The sequence below is a fragment of the Actinokineospora pegani genome, assembly GCF_009745975.1.
GTDB classification, from domain to species: Bacteria; Actinomycetota; Actinomycetes; order Mycobacteriales; family Pseudonocardiaceae; genus Actinokineospora; species Actinokineospora pegani.
This window is the reverse complement of sequence record NZ_WHOL01000107.1, coordinates 1-21,498: the sequence shown is the minus strand read 5'-3', so window position 1 is coordinate 21,498 and position 21,498 is coordinate 1. Positions and strand designations below refer to the sequence as shown.

16 protein-coding genes and 1 pseudogene are annotated in these 21,498 nt (G+C 74.4%); 11 read left to right on the top strand and 6 right to left on the bottom strand.

Annotation, left to right across the window (positions count from 1 at the left end; genetic code table 11):
* Window positions 1-8: 8 nt before the first annotated feature.
* From GCL84_RS20050 to GCL84_RS20035, 4 genes are read right to left on the bottom strand one after another with little or no spacing between them, the layout of a single operon-like run.
* Entirely contained in the window at window positions 9-1,388 is a 1,380-nt protein-coding gene (locus tag GCL84_RS20050; protein WP_156757058.1) for a phenylacetate--CoA ligase family protein, read from the bottom strand.
* A complete protein-coding gene (locus GCL84_RS20045; protein ID WP_156757057.1) occupies window positions 1,385-6,325 on the bottom strand; it encodes a type I polyketide synthase in 4,941 nt (1,646 codons plus the stop codon). Before GCL84_RS20045 ends, GCL84_RS20050 begins: the two co-directional genes overlap by 4 nt.
* The gene (locus GCL84_RS20040; RefSeq protein WP_235926489.1) at window positions 6,325-6,897 is read right to left on the bottom strand and encodes a cupin domain-containing protein; all 573 of its coding nucleotides are present in this window, start codon (window positions 6,895-6,897) and stop codon (window positions 6,325-6,327) included. Before GCL84_RS20040 ends, GCL84_RS20045 begins: the two co-directional genes overlap by 1 nt.
* Window positions 6,898-6,955: 58 nt before the next feature.
* Window positions 6,956-8,512 carry a class I adenylate-forming enzyme family protein gene (locus tag GCL84_RS20035; protein WP_235926488.1) on the bottom strand — a complete coding sequence of 519 codons (1,557 nt, stop codon included), beginning with the start codon at window positions 8,510-8,512 and terminating at the stop codon, window positions 6,956-6,958.
* A 298-nt stretch (window positions 8,513-8,810) separates the two neighbouring features.
* On the opposite strand from GCL84_RS20035, the gene GCL84_RS20030 reads away from it, so the two are divergent.
* From GCL84_RS20030 to GCL84_RS20015, 4 genes are all read left to right on the top strand, one after another.
* On the top strand, window positions 8,811-8,948 hold the full coding sequence (locus GCL84_RS20030) for a hypothetical protein (protein ID WP_156757055.1): 138 nt from the start codon (window positions 8,811-8,813) through the stop codon (window positions 8,946-8,948).
* A gap of 218 nt (window positions 8,949-9,166) precedes the next feature.
* Entirely contained in the window at window positions 9,167-10,387 is a 1,221-nt protein-coding gene (locus GCL84_RS20025; RefSeq protein ID WP_156757054.1) for an acyltransferase domain-containing protein, read from the top strand.
* Window positions 10,388-10,425: 38 nt separating this feature from the next.
* Window positions 10,426-10,920, top strand: a complete 495-nt coding sequence (locus tag GCL84_RS20020; protein WP_156757053.1) for a DinB family protein — start codon at window positions 10,426-10,428, stop codon at window positions 10,918-10,920.
* Window positions 10,913-11,842, top strand: coding sequence for a LysR family transcriptional regulator (locus GCL84_RS20015; protein WP_156757052.1), 930 nt, complete (start codon window positions 10,913-10,915; stop codon window positions 11,840-11,842). Before GCL84_RS20020 ends, GCL84_RS20015 begins: the two co-directional genes overlap by 8 nt.
* Here GCL84_RS20015 and dnaE read toward each other — a convergent pair.
* Window positions 11,839-15,336, bottom strand: coding sequence for a DNA polymerase III subunit alpha (gene dnaE, locus GCL84_RS20010; protein WP_235926543.1), 3,498 nt, complete (start codon window positions 15,334-15,336; stop codon window positions 11,839-11,841). The genes GCL84_RS20015 and dnaE overlap by 4 nt on opposite strands.
* Before the next feature lie 241 nt (window positions 15,337-15,577).
* Here dnaE and GCL84_RS20005 point away from each other — a divergent pair, with 241 nt between their 5' ends.
* The 7 genes from GCL84_RS20005 (at window position 15,578) to GCL84_RS19975 (ending at window position 21,125) form a co-directional block, all read left to right on the top strand.
* Complete coding sequence (locus tag GCL84_RS20005; RefSeq protein WP_156757050.1) at window positions 15,578-16,756, top strand: LLM class flavin-dependent oxidoreductase; 1,179 nt, start codon at window positions 15,578-15,580, stop codon at window positions 16,754-16,756.
* Window positions 16,757-16,819: 63 nt separating this feature from the next.
* A complete protein-coding gene (locus GCL84_RS20000; protein ID WP_156757049.1) occupies window positions 16,820-17,362 on the top strand; it encodes an RNA polymerase sigma factor in 543 nt (180 codons plus the stop codon).
* Window positions 17,359-18,171, top strand: a complete 813-nt coding sequence (locus GCL84_RS19995; protein ID WP_156757048.1) for a cupin domain-containing protein — start codon at window positions 17,359-17,361, stop codon at window positions 18,169-18,171. Before GCL84_RS20000 ends, GCL84_RS19995 begins: the two co-directional genes overlap by 4 nt.
* Window positions 18,172-18,194: 23 nt before the next feature.
* Window positions 18,195-18,998, top strand: coding sequence for an ABC transporter ATP-binding protein (locus tag GCL84_RS19990; RefSeq protein WP_156757047.1), 804 nt, complete (start codon window positions 18,195-18,197; stop codon window positions 18,996-18,998).
* The gene (locus tag GCL84_RS19985) at window positions 18,995-20,293 is read left to right on the top strand and encodes a hypothetical protein (RefSeq protein WP_156757046.1); all 1,299 of its coding nucleotides are present in this window, start codon (window positions 18,995-18,997) and stop codon (window positions 20,291-20,293) included. Before GCL84_RS19990 ends, GCL84_RS19985 begins: the two co-directional genes overlap by 4 nt.
* Window positions 20,290-20,850, top strand: coding sequence for a hypothetical protein (locus tag GCL84_RS19980; RefSeq protein ID WP_156757045.1), 561 nt, complete (start codon window positions 20,290-20,292; stop codon window positions 20,848-20,850). The genes GCL84_RS19985 and GCL84_RS19980 overlap by 4 nt, the downstream gene beginning before the upstream one ends.
* Entirely contained in the window at window positions 20,847-21,125 is a 279-nt protein-coding gene (locus GCL84_RS19975; protein ID WP_156757044.1) for a hypothetical protein, read from the top strand. Before GCL84_RS19980 ends, GCL84_RS19975 begins: the two co-directional genes overlap by 4 nt.
* A gap of 37 nt (window positions 21,126-21,162) precedes the next feature.
* Here the strand turns inward: GCL84_RS19975 and GCL84_RS29415 are convergent.
* A pseudogene (locus GCL84_RS29415) lies at window positions 21,163-21,498 on the bottom strand (ABC transporter permease); the annotation flags it as partial.

The window sequence follows — 21,498 nt, the reverse complement described above, 5'->3', positions numbered from 1 at the left end:
CAGGGCCATCAGGACCCCCCGCTCAGGTGGTCCAGGGCGGCGCGGTGGGCGGAGTCGGTCGCCGCGCAGTTGATCTTGTCGACGTCGCCGACGTCCTTGAGCCGCCGGATGCCGTCGTGCACCTGCGGGGTGGACCGGCCGCACGCGCAGGGCTCGTAGGCGACCGTGACCAGGTCCTCGGACCGGAAACCGCCCCAGTGGGTGCGGGCGAGCAGGTCGAAGAACGCGCCCCGCCCGGTCTGGGTGCCGGTGCGCGGCAGCGGCTCGTCGGTGGCCGGGTCGAGGACGAACGCGACCGTCCACGGTTCCAGGTGGTAGCGGCCTTCGCCGCACATCGGGTGCAGCGCGGTGGTCTCGGTCATCGCGTAGATGTGCTGCAACCGCTCGGCCCCGGTGAACCGCAGCACCCGGTCCTGCCAGTCGCCGGGCATGTGCGCGCCCTTGGTGCCGCCGCCCGGCTCGATGAGCGAGTCGGCGGCGAACAGGCCGTGGAGATCGCGGTCGAGCCCGGTCGAGGCCAACTGGTGCAGCGTGTTCCAGGTGTTCATGAGGTACACCCGCTGCCCGCGCAGGGTGTCGGCGAGGCGCTCGACGAAACCGGGCATGGCCGCCTCGGACTCGCGGCGCAGCGTCTCGAACTCCTCGCGGCGGGCCAGCAGGCCGGGGTCGGCGGCGACGTCCTCGCCGCGGGCGCGGGCGGCGGCGATCTGCCCGGCGAGCAGCATGACGTCGGCGCTCATCCGGCCCGGGTGCATGGCGTGCACTCCCGCCTCGCCGCCCGCGACGTGCTCGGCGAGGGCGTCGGCGCAGCGCATGATGCCACTGCGGCCCTCGCGGATCATCGGCCACACCACCGGCACCGGGTCGCCGCCGCCGCGCACCCTGGCGCCGACGACGGAGAACATCGCGTCGACCTCGGTGTGGGTGTGCGGGACGAACGACATGGTGCCGGAGGTGACCGACGAGTGCTGGACCCGCAGGTCGGTGCTGGCGTCCAGGTCGGCGAGCCAGTCGTCGATGGAGGTCGCGGCCGCGGCCCCGGCGCCGGAGAGGTCCACTGTGGTCAGACGGCCGAGCCAGCCGGTGAGCACGTCGAACCGCTTGCGGCGCAGCAGCGAGGCCGGGTAGGACTTGTAGACCTCCGGGGAGAACAGCAGCGGGACCACGTCGCCGAGGGTCTCGACCGCCTCGACACCGGTGTCGGCCACCATGGCGTCGAGCACCACCAGCTCGCCGCGCAGGTCGGCGAACCGCCGCCGCAGTGCCGCCAGTTGCAGGTCGGCCAACTCGGTCTGCCCGAGCCGGTGCAGCGCGCGGTAGTCCCCGCCCGCCCAGGCCAGCGGGTCGTCGGCGAAGAGCTCCTCGGTGGTCGCGGTCTGACTGCTCACGTGTCGTGTCCTTCCGGTGGTGCGACCCTGCTCGCCAGGTGGGCGCCGATGGCGGCGGTGGTCGGGTGGTTCCACAGCAGGGTGGGCGCGAGCGCGACACCGGTCAGCCGCTCCAGCCGGACCCGCAGCACCGCGCCGAGCAGTGAGTCGACCCCCTGCTCACCGAGCGCGGCGCCCGCGTCGAGGGAGTCCGGGTCGGCGCCGAGGACGGCCGCGGCGCACTCGGTCGCGCGCGCGGTCAGCTCGGCGGCCAGCTCCGCGCCCGCGAGCCCGGCCCAGCTCGGCGCGTCGGCGTCCCCGGCCGGGGTGTCGACCTCCAGCGCGGCCAGCAGCGGCGGGCGCGGGCCGGGGTGGTCGGTGCGGACGGGCAGCACCGCGACCGGTCCGCCGCCGAGGCCGTGCCGGGCGGCCAGGACCCGGTCGAGCGCGGCCAGCGACCGCTCCGGGGTGAGGTCGGCGCTGCCGCGCGCGTCCAACTCCACCTCGGTGGCCGCCGCCGAGGTCGCCATGCCCAGCCCCCGCCAGGAGGTCCAGGCGATGGACACGCACCCGGTGTCGCCCCGCGCGCGGCGCTGGGCGGCCAGCGCGTCCAGGAAGCCGTTCGCGGCGGCGTAGGCGGCTTGGCCGGGCAGGCCCAGCAGAGGCCCGACCGAGGAGCACAGGACCAGGAAGTCCAGCTCCGGGAACAGCTCGTCGACGACCTTCGCGCCCTCGACCTTGGCGTGCAGGACCACCCGCAGGTCGTCCTCGGACAGCTCGACCGCCGGGGCGCTGCGCACCTGGCCCGCCGCGTGCACGACACCCCGGACCGGCGGCACCGGCAGTTCGGCCAGCGCCGACCGCACGGCCGCGCGGTCGGTGATGTCGGCGGCGACCGCGAACACCGTGGCCCCGGCCGCCTCGATGGCCCGCACGGCGCGCACCACCGGGTCGTCCTCGGCGGCGCCGCGCGCGGGCAGCGGGGTGCGGCCGAGCAGGACGAGCCTGCGCGCGCCGCGCTCGGCGAGGTGCGCGGCGACCGCGAGGCCGACCGCGCCGAGCCCGCCGGTCACCAGGTAGGCGCCGTCCGGGCGGCACGCGGGCGCGGTCCCGGACGAGCGGCCCAGCGGGACGGCCCTGGGCGCGGTGGCGCCGTCGGTGTCGAGGGTGAGCACCGGCTCGGCGCCGGGGCGGGTCAGGTGGCGCAGCAGCCGGGGCGCGGCGTCGGGGGTGCGCAGGTCGAGCACGCCGCCGAAGGTGTCGGGGTGCTCGGTGGCCAGGACCCGGCCGACGGCGGTGATGTGGCCGCCGCCGACGGCCCAGACCCGCCTGCCCGGCCCGGCGTCGCGGACGGCTCGGATGAGCGCCCGCGTCGACTCTGCCGGGTCGTCGCCGGTCGTGACCAGGACGTTCTCGGCGTCCTCGGCGATCTCGGCTCCCGCCGCCCGCAGCGCGGCGGCCAGCCCGGGATCGGCGACGGCCACCCTGCCGACCGCGTCGGCGGGGTCGTCGACCGGGGTCGGGCGGACGTCGAAGACGGTCTCGCCCAGTTCCGGCCGGGCGCCTGCCACCCCCTCGGGCTCGGCGTAGCGCAGACCGGTCAGCCGCGCCAGCGGCGTGCCGTCCTCGCCGAGCACCTCGACGTCGACGGTGAACGCCCGGTCCCGGTCGAGCGCGGCGACGACCACGGCCCGGTCCGGCGCGGTCCCGGCCACGGCGAAGGTGTCCAGGGACGCGGGCATGCGCAGCGCGGGCGGGCCGTCGAACACGACCGACGCGGTGGACAGCGCGGCGTCGAGCAGCGAGGCCCAGCCCCGGTGGCGCAGCACGCCGTCGGGGGCGGCGTCGACCTCGGCCACCAGCAGGCCCTCGCCCCTGGCCAGCTTGTCGACCCGCCACGGGAAACCCATCGCGGCCACGCCCAGCTCGGCCAGCCGGTCGACGACGCCCGCGGCGTCCACCGGCTCATCGGCGGCCCGGTCGAGCACCCGGTGCGGCTCGGCGTCCCGCGCGCGGGCTGAGGAGTGCACCGCCCAGTCGCCACCGGGCAGCCGGGAGGCGATGCGCAGCGCAGCGCCCTCGCGGACGACCTGCAACTCACGCGCGGGGTCGTCCTCGCCGGGGACGACGACCGGTCGGTACAGCTCCACACCGGACAGACCGGTGGCGCCCCCGGCCGCCAGGTAGGTGAGCAGTGTGACGGCGGCGGGGACGATCTCGGTGCCCAGCACCGGGTGGCTGCCGGGGTAGGGGCGGGTCCGGGTGTGCAGCGTCGTGGTCCACACCGTGGCCGCGACGCCGTGCACGTCGGTGCCCGCGCCGAGCAGGGTGTTCGGCGGCCCCGGCCGGGTCGGCGACGGGCGCTCGACCCAGAACCGGCTGTGCTGCCAGGCGACCCCGGGCAGCCGCACCCGCCTGCCCGCGGGGATGTCGAGGTCCACGCGAACGCCCCGGCAGTGCAGCGCGGCGGCGGCCGCCGACAGCATCGCGGCCTCGGGCCGGTCGCGGCGCAGGCTGGGGACCACGGCGCCGTCGGTGACGCCCTCGGCCGCCAGGGTCTCGGTGATCGAGTGCGCGACGACGGGGTGCGCGGAGATCTCGAGGAACGTGCGGTGCCCGTCCGCGACCGCCGCTTGGACGGCCTGGGCGAACCGGACGGGGTTGCGCAGGTTGGCCGCCCAGTAGGCGGCGTCCTGCGGGTGCCCGCCGCGCGGGTCGTCCAGCGCGGTCGTGTACAGCGTGACCCCCGGCCGGGCCGGGGTCAGGTCCGCGACGGCGACAGCCAGTTCCCCGGCGAGGTCCCGCATGTGGTCGGTGTGGAACGCGACGTCCGAGTCCACCCGGCGCACGGTGCGCCCGGCGGCGGTCAGCGCCGCCGCGGCCCGGGCGACGGCGTCCGCGTCACCGGCGGCGACGGTGGAGTGCGGGGACGCGCAGATCGCGGCGGTGACGCCCGCGAAGTCCGCGACGGCCTCGGCGCACTCGTCGAAACCCAGGTCCACCAGGAACATCGCGCCCCGGCCCTGCGCGCGCGGCAGCAGCGCCGACCGCCTGCACACGAGCCGGGCGCCCGCGGCCTCGGTCAGCGACCCGGCCGTCACCGCCGCCGCGATCTCGCCGACGGAGTGCCCGACGACCGCCGCCGGGCGCGACCCCCGGGCCCGCCAGGAGGCGGCGAGCCCCAGTTGCACCGCGCACAGGGCCGCCTGGACGCGGTCGACCCCGCCCAGGTCGTCGGCGGTGATGATTCCGCGCGGCGACGCGCCCAACTCGGCCTGGTAGACCGGCCCGAGGCGGTCGATGACCTCGGTGAAGGCGGCGTCGACGTCCAGCAGCCCCCGGCCCATCCCGGCCCACTGCGCACCGTGCCCGGAGAACACCCACACGGCGTCGCCATCGCGGGCGGAGCCGGTGACGACCGCGTCGGCGCTCGTGCCCCCGGCGACGGCGGACAGCCCTGCGACGAGACCGGCGGTGTCCGAGGCGGTGACCACGGCCCGGTGGCGCAGGTGCGCGCGGGCGGTGGCGAGGGTGAAGGCGATGTGCGGCAACGGTTTGCCGTCGACCGCGTCAGCCAGCCGACCGGCCTGCTCACGCAGCGCGGCCGGGGAGGCGGCGGACACCGCGAAGTGCGCGGGCGCGTCCAGCTCGGCCGCGGTGGGCGCCGCGAGGGGATCGCCCTCCTCCAGGACGAGGTGGGCGATCGTGCCGCCGTAGCCGTAGCTGGCCACGCCGGCGCGGCGCGGGTGGCCCGGGTCCGGCCACTCGACGCCCCGCACGACCGGCTCCAGGCGGGACTCCCGCCACGGCACGTCGGAGCGCTGCCGGGTGTGCTGCGGGGTGGCGGGGATCCAGCGGTGGCGCAGCGCCAGCACCGCCTTGATCATCCCGGCGACGCCCGCCGCGGCCTCGGTGTGGCCGATGTTGGCCTTGACCGACCCGACCCTGCACACCGGGCGCTCGGCGGGCCGGGCCAGCACGCGGCAGAGCGCGCCCGCCTCCATCGGGTCGCCCGCGGGCGTCCCGGTGCCGTGCGCCTCGACGTAGCCGACCGTGGCCGGGTCGACGCCCGCGGCGGCGTAGGCGGCGCGCATGAGGTCGGTCTGGGCGTCGCCGCTGGGGGCCATGATGCCCTCGGTGCGCCCGTCCTGGCGGACCGCGCTGCCGCGGATCACCGCGAGCACGTCATCACCGTCGGCACGCGCGTCCACCAGGCGCTTGAGCACCACGACGCCGCAGCCCTCGCCGCGGCCGTAGCCGTCCGCGGCCTCGTCGAACGGCTTGCTGCGCCCGTCCGGCCCGACGGCCCCGGCCTCGGTGAGCACGGCGGTGAGACCGGGCCCGGTCATCAGCATGACCCCGCCCGCCAGCGCGATCCGCGTCTCACCGGCGCGCAGCGCCGCACACGCGGAATGCACCGCCACCAGCGACGAGGAGCAAGCCGTGTCCACGGCCACGCTCGGCCCGCGCAGGTCGAGCGCGTGCGACACCCGGTTCGGCACCCCGCACAACGACGCGCCGACGCCGGTCCACGGGGTGACCCCGGGCAGGTCCTCGAGCAGCCTGCGCCCGTAGTCGTCGGTGCCGACGCCGAGGAAGACCGCCGTGTCCGACCCGGCGAGCGAGGTCGGCGCGACGCCGGCGTCCTCCAGCGCCTCCCAGGCGACCTCGAGCGCGGTGCGCTGCTGCGGGTCGAGCTGCTCGGCCTCGCGGGCGGAGATGCCGAAGAACGCCGCGTCGAACCCGGCCACGTCGTCGCGGAACGACCCGCGGGCCACGACCCGGTCCAGCGCGGCGGCTTGCTCGCGGGACTGCTCGGCGTGAGCGCGCCACCGGTCCGGCGGCACCTGCCCGGCGGTGGTCTCCCCCGCCAGCAGCAACCGCCACAGGTCGTCCGCGGACTCCACGCCGCCCGCGAACCGGCAGCCGATGCCCACGACGGCGATCGGGTCGGGCATCACGGCGCGACACCGACGCACGTCGCGCACGGGCAGTGCGGGCAGCCCTCGGCGTGCAGCTTGGCCGGGGCCAGGGCGGTGACCGCGCAGATCAGGCAGGTCAGGTCGCCGTCGGGGGCGATGACCTCCTCGTAGGGCACCGGGGCCATCCGGTTCTCGTGGTCGACGGGCATGTGCGGGGAGCCCACGGCCAGGATGACGTGGTCGGTGATGGCGCCGACGGCGTGCGGGACGTCGCCCTCGATGAGGTAGGTCTGCCCGGCGTTGGTCTCGTAGACCTTGCCGCCGTAGGTGATCGTGCCGACGCCGCCGACGACGGTCAGCACGTGGTGGCCGGGGTGGGTGTGCGGCTGGAAGCCGCTGCCCGCCGGGAGCCGGATCAGGTCCGCCCCGATCGCGCCGATCGTGGCCAGCTCGCGGCCGGTCGCGCCGACCGCGCCGTGCATGGCCGAGGGAAGCGGGCCGTGGCCGACGCGCAGGGTGGTGCGCTCGTCGTCGAGTTCGGCGTCCGCCCAGGTGACGATGTTCAGCGCGGGGGCACCGGTGTGGGGTGGGCGGGTCTCGTGCGGCACAGTGGCTCTCCGTTCTTCGGCGGGGTCGAGCGGGGAGGTGTTGGCGGGGGCTGGGCCGTCACCGGGCCCAGACGACCCCGCCCAGGTCGTGGCGCCCGGCGCGCAGGGCGCTGGTCCCGACGGCGTCCGCGTCCGCGCGCAGCGCCTCGACCAGGTCCCAGCGGCCGGGGCCCGGGCCGTGCGGGACGACGACCAGCTCGCCGGGGGCGCGGCTCGGGTCCGTCGGGTCGGCCACGCGGACCGGACCGGTGTGGCCGAGGCGCCGCACGACCTCGTCGGCCAGGCGCGCGCGGGCCGTCCGCGCGGCGGCGCGCAGGGCGGCGGTCTCGCCGAGGTCGAGCGCGCGGTTCCACCGGCTCGGGTTCTCCCGGCCCGCCACCAGCGCGCGGCCCATGGCCGTGCGCTGCGGCTTGCCGGTGGCGGTCGCGGTGAACGCGCCGAAGGCCAGCGCGGCGGGGCGCAGCGGGCCGTCCTCGGCGATGGCGCGGGCGGCGGCGATCGTGCCCGCGTCGGTGTCGGCGGTGACGAGGCCGATCTCGTGGCCGAAGGTGTCGTCCGGCACCGGGACGGCGGCGAACCGGCCGGGCAGCCCCGCCTCGCGCCAGGTGCGCTCCACCTCCAGCGGGTAGTGCTTCTCGCCGCCGCGCTCGATGCGCTCGCTGCGGCGACCGGTGAGCACGAGCAGGTCGCCGCGCCGCTCACCGAGGTCGCCGGTGCGCAGCCAGCCGTCCGGGGTGAGCGCGGCGGCGGTGGCCGCCTGGTCCTCCCAGTAGCCGCGCATCCGGTCCGCGGAGCGGACCCAGACCTCGCCGGACTCCAGCCGCAGCTCCGTGCCGGGCAGCGGGGCGCCGACCGGCGGGTAGTGGTCGAGGTACTCCGCCGCCCAGTGCTCAGGGCCGGGGTGCGGTGTGGTGAAGGAGAAGTTGACCAGCTCGGTCAGCCCGTAGCCCTGGCGCAGCCTCGGCCCGTAGAGCGCGTGGAAGCGGCGGGCGAGGTCGGCGGTGAGCGGGGCGGCGGCGGTGATGAGGTAGTCCAGGCTCTCGGGCCACGGCGGCGCGCAGTCGAGCAGGTCGGGCAGCATCGCCGGGACGATCGAGGCCGTGCGCACCTCCTTGGCCCGCAGGTCGGCGAAGTAGGCGGCGGGGTCGAACCCGGGGTGCAGGACCAGCGGCGTGCCGGTGGTGTGCGTGCCCACCAGGGACATGACCAGCGCGTTGCAGTGGTAGAGCGGCAGGCAGGTCGCGTGTGGGCGGTCGGGCGCGAAGCCGTGCAGGGCGGCTGTCTTGGCGGCGTTGCCCAGCACCGCGGCCCTGGGCAGCATCACGCCCTTGGGGACACCCGTCGAACCGGAGGTGAACATGATCAGCGCGAGGCCGTCGGCGTCGGGGTGCTCGTGCGGCAGGCCGGTGGGCTCGACGCCGTCCGGGGTGAGCACGGCGGAGGCGCTGACGCGGCGCACGACCTCGGCAACGCGCGACGGCGGGGTGCGCGGGTCGAGCGGGACGGCGACCAGCGCGCGGTCGAGGCAGTCGAGCAGCAGCTCGGCCAGTCGGTCGCCGCTGGGCAGCGCGAGGACGACGCGCGCGCCAGCGGGCAGGTCGGCCGGTGGGGACACGGTCGACTCCTCCGGATTCCGCGCGGGCGTCGGGAAACGCGGCCGGCGCATTCGGGTGCACGGGACACAATGGGCGAGAAACAGCCAGGAATGGAACGTGACGGCACTGGTGTCGTACCATCCGAGCGGTCGAGGAAAAGCCCAGCGCACCACCGCCCGAACCGCCCCACCTCCCGCGTGGACCTGCCGACACCGACGACGCCGATAGTACATATCCGGCAAATCAGACGCTACCCACCACCCGGGTAGGTTAGACACTGACCACCGAACCCGCAGCTCACGTTGGGCGCAGCCAATCTTGCCCGACCCGGCGCACGCGCTCGACCACGGATCGGGCAAGATCATCAGCACCGGCGCGGTGCGCACGGATAAACAACGGCGGCGGTCCGGCGAATCGTCGCCGGACTATCACCGGAACATCACACCCGTGCGCTAGGTTGATGACATCGCGGCCCGCGTCACGAGCAGTGAGGACGATGTCAGAACCCACCGCACCGAATTCCGCGTGCCCTTCAGGCGCCGCCGTGCCGACCGTTCCGGGAATCGGCGCGTGCGCCGCTGGCGCCGTTTCCTCCGGGGCCCCTGGCCGCGTCTGCCCGGCCCACCACTCGCCCTTGTCCCGCTGGGCGGTCGCGCCCGGGAAGGAGTCCCCGCATGAGCGTCCCGGTCCCGCTGGTGCTCAGCGCGCCCACGTCCGCCGAACTGGTGGCCCAGGCGGAATCACTGTCCGGGGACCTGCCCGCACTGGGGCGCGCCCTCGCCGCGCGCGCCCGCCCCGAGCACCGGTTCCGCGCGGTCCTGCTGGCACACGGGCCCGATGACCTGGCCGCCGCGCCCGCCACCGCCGCGGCGTGCGCGCCCCTGCCCGAACCCGGCCCGGTGGCGTTCCTGTTCTCCGGGCAGAGCAGCCAGCGCGTCGACATGGGCGCCCGGCTCGGTCTGGAGTTCCCGCGGGTCGACGCGGCCGTGGCGCGGGTGTGCGCGCGGGCCGACCCGATGCTCCCCACCCCGCTGCGCGCGGTCGTCGCGGGCGCCGCCGAGGGCCTCGACGACTGCGCCTTCGCCCAGCCGTCGTTGCTGGGCCTGGGGATCGGCCTGTTCGAACTGCTCGTGGCGGCCGGGCTGCGACCGGACGTGGTGACCGGCCACTCCTTCGGCGAGTACATCGCCGCCACCGCCGCCGGGGTGTGGTCGCTGGAGGACGCCGCGGCCATCGTCACCGACCGGGGGCTGCTGCTCGACGCGCTGCCGCCGGGCGGCGGGATGATCGCCATCGAGGCCCCGGAGGACGTCGTCGCCCCCGCCCTGGTGGGCACGGCGGCGTCGGTGTCGGCCGTGCACGACACGTCGTCGGTCGCGATCGCCGGACCGCTGGCGGTGATCACCGCCATCGCCGAGCACTTCGCCGCGCGCGACGTGCGCACCAGCCGCGTCGGCGTCGGCAACGCCTACCACTCCCCCGCCGTCGACCCGGCCATGCCCGCCCTGGCCGCCGCCATCGCCGCCGCCCCCAGCCACCCCGCCACGATCCCCCTGATCGGCAACTCCACCGGAGACCTCGTCCCACCCGGCGACGCCGCGACCCCCGACCACTGGACCCGGCACTGCCGTCTGCCGGTGCGCTGGTCGTCCATCATGGACACCCTTCGGGCCCGGGGCGCCCACACGTACGTCGAGGTCGGCCCCAGCGGCGTGCTCAGCAGGCTGGCGGCCCGCTGCCTGCCCGACGACGAGCAGGACCGGGTGGTCCCCGCCCTGCACACCGAGCCGGACGAGGTCACCGCTTTCCTGGCCGCGCTGGCGCGGTTGGACGCCCGCGGCCACCGGATAGACTGGCAGGCGGTCTTCGCCGCGTCGACGAGCCTGCGGGCCTAGACTCGGTCTCGGAACTCGCGGCGTGACGGGGGGCTCTGGTGGGCGTGTTCGATGTGCCGCTGGACGACGAGCGCGCACAGCTCACCGCGTTCATCGAGGACTACCGCGGCGCCATCGAGGCGACCCTCGAGTCCCTCACCGAGGAACAGGCCCGCCGCGACCTCGTCCCGTCGGCGACGACGTTGCTCGGCCTGCTCAAACACGTCACGTGGATGCAGCGGGTGTGGTTCGAGGAGTGCGTCGGTGGCACACCCCGCCATGACCTCGGCCTGGCGCGGGGCCCGGATGACTCCTTCCAGCTCCACGCCGACGACACCATCGCCTCGGTCACGGCGGCCCACCAGGAGGCCTGTGCCACAGCCCGGGCCGCGATCGCGGACCTGCCCCTGGACACCGTCGTGACCGGCCACCGGTCCGGCCCGCGCACCCTTCGCTGGGTGTGCCTGCAAGTCCTGCGGGAACTGGCCCACCACTGCGGGCACGCCGACATCCTGCGCGAACAGGTACTCGCCGACCAGGTGCCGCGTGGGTGAGCTCGACCTGGCCGCGGTGCGGGCGTTCGCCGTGGTGGCCGCGACCCGGCACTTCGGGGACGCCGCCGTGGACCTGGGGATCACCCAGCAGGCGGTGTCGAAGCGGGTGGCCAGGCTCGAGGCCGACCTGGGGGTGGCGCTGTTCGCCCGACAGCGGTCCGGGGCGGACCTGACCCCGGACGGGGCCGCGTTCCTCCCCCATGCCACGCGGCTGCTCGCGACGGCGGACGCGGCGGTGGCCGCGGCGCGCGGCGGCCGGGCCGCGCTGCGCGTCGACGTCCTCGACACCCGCCTGGCGGGCACCGACCTGCTGCGCGGCTTCCACCGCCACGCCGGGGACGTCGACCTGGAGCTGGTCACCTCGACCGGGCTGCGCGAGTCGCGCGGGGCGGTGCTGGCCTGCCGGGTCGACGCGGCGTTCGCCAGGGTGACCGGGCCCCTGGACGGGCTGCGCAGCGCGCCGGCGTGCTTGGACCCGCTGGAGCTGCTCGTCGCGGCGGACCACCCGCTGGCGGGCCGCGCGAGCGTGGCGCTGGCCGAGCTGGCGGGGATGACCGCGTGGATGCCCGGCAACGAGCCGGGCAGCGAGTGGGCGGCCTACTACGCGGCGCTGGGCCCCGAGTTCGGCATCGAGATCGACGTGAGCGGGCCGAACTTCGGCTACGAGGACTTCGTGCGCAGGCTCGGCGAGTCGTCGTCGGTGATCGGGTTCGGCGGCGAACTGGTCGCGCTGCCCCGCCGGGAGGACGTGGTCGCCATACCCGTCTCGGCACCGCGCCCCTGCTACCTGTGGTCGCTGGTGTGGCGGGAGGACACCGCCAACCCAGCGGTGCGCAGGCTCGTCGACTACGTGTCCGCGCAGTACACGCGACCCCGCAGCGACGAGGTGTGGCTCCCGGCCGAGGACTGGTCCATGGTCTAGCGAACCACTCGGATTCCTGACACCGACCGGAGTTCTCCCAGCAGGGCCGAGGTCACGGTGACGGGGAAGTCGTCAACGGCAAGAGTGGTTCGTCGCGGCCCATTGCACAGAACGATGCGCACGGGGGTGAGCCCTCGGTGCGCTTGCAGCGTTGACCGCAGTTCCATGACCCCCTCCTCGCCGACTGCCACGTCCATCTCCAGGACAAGCGCAGGTTCTTCAGTGGTGCTGATGTCGAGCGGCGCGAGGTCCGAGCCGAAGATCGACATCTTGTCCTCGCGCCAGTTCACCCGCCCCTTCACCACCACCGCCGCGTCCTCCACCAGGTCCGAGGCCAGAGCGGCGTAGGACTTCGGGAAGAACAAGACCTCGATTGACGCGTCCAGGTCCTCGATCGTGGCGATGGCCCAGGTCTCCCCCTTCTTGTTCACCCGCCGCTCCAACGACGAGATCATCCCCGACAGCACCAACTCCCCTTCTCTCGGCGGGGACGCCAGCACGGCGCCGATGGACCTGGGAGCCGCGCGCCGCAGCACGTGATCCGCGCCGTCCAGCGGGTGCGCCGACACATAGAGCCCCAACATCTCCCGTTCCAACGCCAAGAGGTGCTTACGTGGCCACTCCTCGGCGTCGAACCGCAGATGGGCCAGCGGTGACGAGGTCGGCTCCGGCTCGCTGTCGCCCGTGCCGAACAGGTCGAACTGGCCAAGGGCCTGCTGCCGCTTGAGCCCCACCACGGCGTCGACAGCTTCCTCGTGCACGTCGATCAGCGCGCGCCGAGGGTGCTCGAAGGTGTCGAACGCCCCTGCCTTGATCAGCGACTCCACGACCCGCTTGGCGCAGACGACCAGCTCGGACTTCTCCACGAAGTCGGCGAACGAGGAGTACTTCCCCCTCGCCGCCCGGGTCGCCATGATCGACTCGACGACGTTGGCGCCCACGTTGCGCACCGCGCCGAGGCCGAACCGGATGTCGCGGCCGACCGCGGCGAACCGCAGCGACGACTCGTTGACCTCCGGCGGCAGGACCCTGATCCCCAGCCGCCTGCACTCGGCCAGGTAGACCGCGGACTTGTCCTTGTTGTCGCCGACCGAGGTCAGCAGCGCGGCCATGTACTCCGGCTGGTAGTTCGCCTTGAGGTACGCGGTCCAGTAGCCGACCAGCGCGTACCCGGCGGCGTGGGACTTGTTGAACGCGTACCCGGCGAAGGGCAGGATCGTGTCCCAGAGCGCCCGCACCGCCTCATCGGAGAAGCCGTTGTCGCGCATCCCGTCGCGAAAGCCCTCGAACTCCTCCTCCAGGACGTCCTTCTTCTTCTTGCCCATCGCCCGGCGCAGCACGTCCGCGCGGCCCATCGAGAAGCCCGCGACGCGCTGGGCGATCTGCATGATCTGCTCCTGGTAGACCACCAGGCCGTGCGTCTCGGCGAGGATCTCCCGCAGCGGCTCGGCCAGCTCGCGGTGGATGGGCTCCACGGCCTGCCGGTTGTTCTTGCGGTCGGCGTAGTTGTTGTGGGTGTTCATCGCCATCGGTCCCGGCCGGTAGAGCGCGTTCACCGCGGTGATGTCCCCGAATCCCGTTGGGCGCATGCGGCGCAAGAGGTCGCGCATAGCTCCACCGTCGAGCTGGAAGACACCCAAGGAGTCCCCGCGCGCCAGCAGCTCGTACGTGGCCTGGTCGTCGGTGGCGAGGGTGTCGAGGTCGATGTCCACGCCGCGGTTGGCTCGGACGTTGTCGATGGCGTCGCCGATGACGGTGAGGTTGCGCAGGCCGAGGAAGTCCATCTTGAGCAGGCCGATCGCCTCGCACGACGGGTAGTCCCACCCGGTGATCACCGCCCCGTCGTCGCGCCGCCACAGCGGGATGACGTCCAGCAGCGGCTCGGCCGACATGATGACCGCGCAGGCGTGCACCCCCGCGTTGCGGATCAGCCCCTCCAGGCCCCGCGCGGTCTGGAAGATGGTGGACACGTCACGGTCCGACTCGACCAGCGCCCGCACCTCGGCGGCCTCCGGGTACCGCTCGTGCCCGGGGTCGGTGATGCCGCTGAGCGGGATGTCCTTGGCCGCGACCGGCGGGGGCAGCGCCTTGGAGATCCGGTCGGCGATCGCGTACCCCGGCTGGCCGAAGTGCACCCTGGCCGCGTCCTTGACCGCCGCCTTGGTCTTGATCCGGCCGAACGTGATGACCTGCGCGACCCGGTCCGCGCCGTACCGGTCCGTGGCGTAGCGGATCATCTCCCCGCGCCGCCGGTCGTCGAAGTCCATGTCGATGTCCGGCATCGACACGCGCTCGGGGTTGAGGAACCGCTCGAACAGCAGCCCGTGCGCCAGCGGGTCCAGGTTGGTGATGCCCATCGCGTAGGCGACCAGCGACCCGGCCGCCGACCCGCGTCCCGGCCCGACCCTGATCCCCACCTCGCGGGCGTGGTCCATCAGGTCGGCGGTGATCAGGAAGTAGGCGGGGAACCCCTTCCGCACGATGACGTCGATCTCGAACTCAGCGCGCGCGGTGTACTCCGCGGGCACTCCGCCAGGCAGCCGCCACGCCAGCCCGCGCAGCACCTCCGCGCGGAACCAGGAGACGACGTCGTGCCCCTCGGGGGCTTGGTAGAGCGGCATCCGGTCCCGGTGCTCCCACACCTCGGCGTAGGACTCCACGCGCTCGGCGATGAGCAGCGTGCTGTCGGCCGCCCCTGGCACCTCCGGGTCCCAGTACGCCCGCATGTCCTCGGCGGATTTGAGGTAGTAGCCGTCACCGTCGAACTTGAACCGGTTCGGGTCGTCGAGGGTCTTGCCGGACTGCACGCACAGCAGCGCGGAGTGCGCCTCTGCCTGTTCCTTGCTGACGTAGTGGGAGTCGTTGGTGGCAAGAGGACGTAGACCAAGCCTCTTACCGATATCGAGTAGCCCCTCTCGCACCGATCTCTCGATCGGCAGACCGTGGTCCATCAGTTCCAGGAAGAAGTTGTCCTGCCCGAAGATGTCCCGATAGTCGGCAGCGGCTCTCAACGCCTGCGCGGGCTGCCCCAACCGCAACCGCGTCTGCACCTCACCCGAAGGGCAGCCCGTGGTCGCGATGATCCCCGCGGCGTGCTCGGAGAGCAGTTCGCGGTCCATCCGCGGCTTGCGGTAGTACCCCTCCATGCTCGCCAGCGACGACAGCCGGAACAAGTTCCGCAGCCCGCCGGCGTTCTCCGCCAGCATGGTCATGTGCGTGTAGGCGCCCCCACCCGAGACGTCGCCGCCGACCCCCTCGGGGGTGGTCCCGCGCTGCCCGGGCTGGCCCCAGAACACCGGCTTCTTGTGGTGGCGGCTGCTCGGCGCGAGGTAGGCCTCGATCCCGATGACCGGCTTCACCCCGGCGCGGACGGCGACCTGGTGGAACTCGTCCGCCCCGTACATGTTCCCGTGGTCGGTCATCCCCACGGCGGGCATCCCCGACCGGGCCGCCTCGTCGACCAGCGGACCGATCTTCGCCGCGCCGTCGAGCATCGAGTACTCGGTGTGGACATGGAGGTGCGCAAAGGATGAGGACACCGGCGCAGTCCAGCGAGACCGGTGCGCCCCAGGCAAACAAACGACACGCGTCAGCCGACAACCCCCGGTTGTCCCGGCTGGCCAGCGGCCCGCTGTCACCCCCACCTTTGAACAAATCAACACCGCGCGGCGGTAACGCCCGGTCATCGGTGGATGACTAGTTGATCGACAGTGCTGTCGAGAGCGAGGAGCGAGCGTGGAGATCGACGTCTTCAACGAGGTGCAGGACCCCAGGCCGTGGGCGGCCGGGCACGAGCAGGCCCGGTTCCAGCAGGCGTTGGCCCAGGCGAGGCTGGCCGACGAGGCCGGGTACGGGTGCTGGTGGCAGGTAGAGCACCACGGCGCGGAGGAGTTCAGCCTGTCCTCGGCCCCCGAACTGCTGCTGGCCGCGATATCGCAGATCACCGGCCGCATCCGGCTGGGGCACTCCGCGGTGCTGGCGCCGCACCGGTTCAACCACCCGATCCGGGTCGCCGAGCGGGCCGCGACGCTGGACCACCTCAGCGGCGGGCGGGTGGAGCTGGGCCTGACCCGCTCGACCGTGCCGGAGTGGCGGCTGTTCGGGATCGACCAGGCCGAGGTGCGGGCGCAGACGGCGGCGGCGTTCGCCATGATCCCCCGGATGTGGACCGAGGAGCGGTTCAGCCACGTCGCGGACGGCTCGGGTATTCCCGACATCCGCGACGTGCGGATCCAGCCCAAGCCGCTGCAGAACCCGCACCCGCCGCTGTGGCAGGCGGCGTCGAGCCCGGCGTCGTTCGAGGAGGCCGGGCGGCGCGGTGTCGGCGTGCTGGGCACGACGATGTGGGAGTCGCTGGAGCGGGCCGAGCGGCTCATCGCCGTGTACCGCGAGGCCGTCGCCGCGTGCGCCGACCCGGTGGGGGCGTTCGTCAACAACCAGGTCGGCTTCTTCACGTTCGTCCACTGCGCCGAGACCGACGAGCAGGCGCGGCGCAACGGGGCCGCGGCGGCAGCCGCCTGGTACAGCACCCGGGCCCTGTCGTTCTTCGAGGCCGCGACCGATTTCCGGCTGGCGATGGAGCGCCACCAGGCCCTCATCGACGCGCCCGACGGCGGCGGGCTGGCCGGGTCGTTCCTGCGCGCCGAGCAGGGTGACGCCCCGACCGAGGGGGCGCTGCTGATCGGCAGGCTGCTCGGTGGCGAGCAGGTCGCGGACGAGGAGGTGTTCGAGGTGCTCAGCGCGCAGAACTCGCTGATCGTCGGCAGCCAGGAGACCTGCCGGGAGAAGTTGCGGGCCTACGCAGACCTCGGTGTCGACCGGCTGTTGTGCCTGCACCAGATGGGTGGGCTCGACGACGAGGCGGTGCTGACCAGCATCAGGCTGGTGGGTGAGCTGATCCCGGAGTTCGTCTAGTCATGTGACGCAGGTCACGCGGTGTTGGAGAACCTGGAAGGGGTGCGGGCACGACCCTAAGACATGCGACAAGGAACGGTCGGTGACGACGAGCGGGCGCTGCTGCGGCGCACCGCCCGTGGCGACCGCGCCGCCTTCGCGGAGTTCTACCGGCGCACGTCGCCGTGGCTGGCTGTCCGGCTGCGGCGGCGTTGCGCCGACCACGAACTCGTCGACGAGGTGGTGCAGGAGACCTACGTGGTGGTGTGGCGGGCGGCCGGATCGATCGCCGAGACCTCCGCTGTGGACAGTGCGCTCGGGTGGCTGTGGACGATCGCCAACCGGCGGCTGGTGGACGCCTTCCGCAGGGAGGGGCGCCAGCGCGCCGTGGCCGAGCGGGCCGTCGCCGTGCCGGGCGCCGAGCAAGCGGTGGTGGACTCGTCCCTGTCGGGGGACGTCGGGTCGGCGCTCAACGCGCTCGCCCCGGAGTTGCGGGCGGTGCTGCGCGCGCTCGTCCTGGACGGCCTGTCCGTGCGCGAGACCTCGGCCCTGCTGGGCATCCCGGAGGGAACGGTGAAGACACGGGCCAGGCGCGCCCGGCTGATGATGCGGGAGGCGATGTCATGACCGACGCGCACGTGACCCCCGAGGCCTTGTCGGCCTACGTCGCGGGCTCCCCCGACCTCGCGGCCGATGTGGAGTGGGCGGTGGAGGCCCACCTGGAGGCCTGCGCCGACTGCCGGGCCAGGTTGGGCGAGGCGGTGCACACCTCGGCGCCCGAGGTCAGCGCGGCGCTCGACGTGGTCTGGCTGCGGATCGCCGAGGCCGCCCCGGCCGCGCCCGCCCCGGCCCGCGCGGCCTGGCGGTCGCGGCGCGCCTGGGCACCACCCGCGCTGGGTCCGTGGATCGGCGCCGGTCTGGTGGTCGCCGCCTTGGCGTTCCTCGTCGACCTGGGCACCACGACCCCGGGCGTGCCGTCGTTGATCCTGCTCGTGGCCCCGGTCGCGCCGCTGTTCGGCGTCGCCGCGGCGTGGGCTCGGCGTTTCGACCCCATGCACGAGCTCACCGCCGCCACCCCCGGCGCCGGGCTGCCGCTGGTCCTGCGCCGCACGGCGGCGGTCCTGGCGGTCGTGATCCCGGCCTTGGCGCTGGCGGGCTGGGCCACCGGCCTGTCCCCCGCCCTCTGGCTGCTGCCCTGCCTGGCGTTCACCACCGGGACCTTGGCCCTGGGCACCCTGATCGGGGTGGGCCGCGCGGCGACCGCCCTCGGCCTGGCCTGGACCGGGTTCGTGATCACCCCGGCGCTCGCCACCAGGGCCCTCACCCCGCTGCTGGGACCGGACTGGCTGCCCGCCTGGGCCGCCGCGGCGGTGGTGGCCGTGGCCGTGGTCGCGCTCCGCGCACGCGCCTTCGCCAACCTGGCCAGCCGCTCATGAATCACAACAGGAAGGACTTGACGATGGCTCGGGCCGTGGACCCCGCGGAATTGGCTCCGACACAGCACGCGTGGGAGGTGGACGCGGGAGCGGTGCGGGTGCGCGCCGGGCGGCGGATGGCCGTCGACGGCCTCGACCTGCGGCTGGGCACCGGCGTGCACGGCCTGCTCGGCCCCAACGGGGCGGGCAAGACAACGCTCATCCGGGCGCTGGCCACCGTGCTGCGCCCGGCGGGCGGGACGCTGGAGCTGCTCGGCGTCGATGTCGGGGGGCGGCCGGACCTGCGGGCGCTGCGCAGGCGGATCGGTTACCTGCCGCAGGACTTCGGGTTCTACAAGCGGTTCACCGTCCGCGAGTTCGTCGAGCACATGGCCTGGCTCAAGGAGGTGGACCGGCGGCGCGTCCCCGGCGCGGTGCAGGAGGCCCTCGAGCGGGTCGGCCTCGCCGACCGGGCGGGCGACACCATGCGCACGCTCTCCGGCGGCATGCTGCGCCGGGCGGGCATCGCCCAGGCGCTCGTCAACGACCCGGACCTGCTGCTGCTCGACGAGCCCACCGTCGGGCTCGACCCGGCCCAGCGCCTGGACTTCCGCAAGCTGCTGCGCGACATCGGCGACCAGTCCTGCGTGGTCGTCTCGACCCACCTCATCGAGGACGTCGCCGCGGCGTGCAACCGCGTGGTCCTCATGCACACGGGCAAGGCGGTGTTCCAGGGCGCCCCGCAGGACCTGGTCGACGCGGGCGCGGACTCCGATCTGGGCGACACCCCGATCGAGCGCGGCTACTCCGCCCTGCTCGCCCAGCACCGCGAGGGGGCGCGGCGATGAGCGCGCGCATGCTCCTGGTCGAGCTGCGCCGCTCGACGGCGATCCCGATCGCGATCATCATCATCTCCTTCGGGGTGACCAACTTCTACATCCTCGAACTGACCGACCAGACCGGGCTCTGGCAGCCGCAGTGGGCGATGCTCGCCGGGCTCCAGCGGGTCACGCTGATCGTGCTGTGGCCCGCGGCGCTGGCCGCCGGGGCGTGGCAGGCACGGCGCGACCGGCGGTCGGGCATGACCGAGCTGGTCGGGACGACCTCGCGGCCGACCTGGTCGCGCTCGCTGCCCGCCGCGTTCGCGGTGGGGATCTGCGCGGGCCTGGCGTACCTGGTGGTGACCGCGGCGGGCGCGGTGGCGGTGTCCACTCCGTACCAGCACCTCGGCTGGACGCCGATCGCGCTGGTCGGCGCGCTGTCGCTGGTGGCGGCGGCGTGGTTGGGGCTGGGGGTGGGGCGGCTGCTGCCGTCGGTCTACACGCCGCCGGTGCTGGCCGTGGCGTCGTTCATCCTGCTGCTGGCTCCGATGGAACTGAGCAAATACCGGCCGCTGACCGGGGTGTGGCTGCTGACGCCCAACATGTCCTCCCCGCTCGACGAGCTGACCACGCTCGCTCCGGCGGTCACCGGCGGGCAGGCGGCGCTGTTCGCCGGGCTCGCGCTGGCCGGGCTCGCCGCGGCCGCCGTGGCCAAGCGCCGCTTCGCCCTGGCGGCCCTGGCGCCCGCCGGACTGGGTCTGGTCGCCGGGATGGTCGTCGTGTCCGCCGCCCCGGCGACCGGTCTCCAGCTCGACCCGGCCGCGGCCGCGGAGGTCTGCACCACCGACGACGGGCCGAAGGTCTGCGTCCTGCGGATCCACGCCGACGCCCTGGACTCGCTCACCGGCCCGGCCCGGCAGGCGCTGGAGCGGATGGCCGTGCTGCCCACCGCGCCGACAGTCGTGCGCGAGGTGGTCGACGACCGCCCCGGACCGCAGCCCGCGGACGAGGTCTGGTTCGCGTCGGCCAACCACACCCCGGGCGAGGGCTGGGAGGCCGAGGGGAACGCGCTGAGCGTCCGCGTCCTGGCGGGTGGGGGCACCCGTCCCTGCGGGGAGGTCGACTACCGCGAGCGCGGCCTGACCGCCGCGTGGCTCTGGGGCGCCTACCCCGCGCCAGGGCCGCCCCTGCACGGGACCGAGGGCGCCGAGCGCCTGGCGGAGTGGGAGCGGATCAAGACCCTCCCCGCCGCGGACCAACTGCGGTGGTTCGAGGGCGTCCGGGCCAAGTACCTGGCCTGCCCGGGCGGGGGCACACCGTGAGGCCGCTGGTCCTGTACTTGCGCTCGCGCCAGGTCCCGCTGGCGCTGCCCGGGTCGCTGCTCGCGGTCGTGGCCGTGGTGATGACCTCGGCGGGGGCGCTCAACCCCCAGCGCCAGGTGATCACCGCCTGTCTGGCCGTGGCCGCGGGCCTGGCGGTGCTCGGCCAGGGGTTCGGCGGGGTCGACCCCGAACTGGACCGAACCGCCGCGGTGCGGTGGCCGCCGCTGCGGATGGTCCACGCCGGGGTGGCGGCGGTGCTGGTGGGCGGTGTGACGGTCATGGTCAGCACCGCCCCGGCGGGTGTGGTCCTGCGCGCGGCCCTCGGGTTCGTGGGGCTCGCCGCACTCGCCGCGGCGCTGTTCGGGCGGCAACTGGCCTGGACGCTGCCGGTGGCCTGGGCACTGCCCGGGGTGGTCATGCCGCCCATGTCGGAACCGCTGGTCGTAGCGGTGCTGACCTGGCCCGTCCAGCCCCAGGACAGCACGCCGGCCCTGCTCGCGGCGGTCGTGCTCGGGGTCGGCGGGCTGGCGGTGCACGCGGTCAGGGGCACCCCGTGACGCTCACCCGTGCGCAGGTCCGGGTGGTGTCCGGAGACGGGAGAAGAAGGTTCAAGATCAAGCTCGACGACCGCTGCGCCGCGTTCGCGTTGGTTCCGGGGGCGCGCCTGGTCCGCAAAGGCCTGGCCAAGCTGGCCGAAGCCGAGCGCGACGCCAAGCAGCTCACGACCGACGAGTCCTTCCGCGCGGGTCAGGCCGCCGGGCTGGAGCTGGCCCAGCGCATCGTCCGCGAGCAGGCGGGGCTCCCGGTGGAGGCCGACTCCGGCCGCGTCTGAGCTGACGGGGGCCGGGCGCCACGCCCGGCCCCGCTGCTCAGCTCGAGACGTCCCGACGGCGGAACGCGACCAGGGACGCCACCACCAGGGCCACCGCCACGACACCCAGCCACACCAGGGGCTCGACGGGCACCGACGGCCCGGGGACCTTCGGCACGTGGGTGAACGGCGAGACGTTCAGCACCACCTGCCCCAGGTTCAGCGCCGGGCCGAACAGCCCCAGCCCCAGCGCCACCCCCGCCACAGCCCACGACGCGGCCGTCGAGGCCCTCGGGACGAGCCCGAACAGCAGGGCCGCGATCCCGGCGACCACCCACACCGCGGGGACCTGCGCCACCGCGCCGCCCGCTGCGTGCGCGAGCTGGGTTCCCAG

What these genes read in the sequence shown, in the direction of transcription:
- GCL84_RS20045 (WP_156757057.1), bottom strand. Translation starts at nt 6,325, where the DNA reads ATGCCCGACCCGATCGCCGTCGTGGGCATCGGCTGCCGGTTCGCGGGC.
- GCL84_RS20025 (WP_156757054.1), top strand. Translation starts at nt 9,167, where the DNA reads ATGAGCGTCCCGGTCCCGCTGGTGCTCAGCGCGCCCACGTCCGCCGAA.
- dnaE (WP_235926543.1), bottom strand. Translation starts at nt 15,336, where the DNA reads ATGCTCGACGGCGCGGCGAAGATCGGTCCGCTGGTCGACGAGGCGGCC.
- GCL84_RS20000 (WP_156757049.1), top strand. Translation starts at nt 16,820, where the DNA reads ATGCGACAAGGAACGGTCGGTGACGACGAGCGGGCGCTGCTGCGGCGC.
- GCL84_RS19995 (WP_156757048.1), top strand. Translation starts at nt 17,359, where the DNA reads ATGACCGACGCGCACGTGACCCCCGAGGCCTTGTCGGCCTACGTCGCG.
- GCL84_RS19990 (WP_156757047.1), top strand. Translation starts at nt 18,195, where the DNA reads ATGGCTCGGGCCGTGGACCCCGCGGAATTGGCTCCGACACAGCACGCG.
- GCL84_RS19985 (WP_156757046.1), top strand. Translation starts at nt 18,995, where the DNA reads ATGAGCGCGCGCATGCTCCTGGTCGAGCTGCGCCGCTCGACGGCGATC.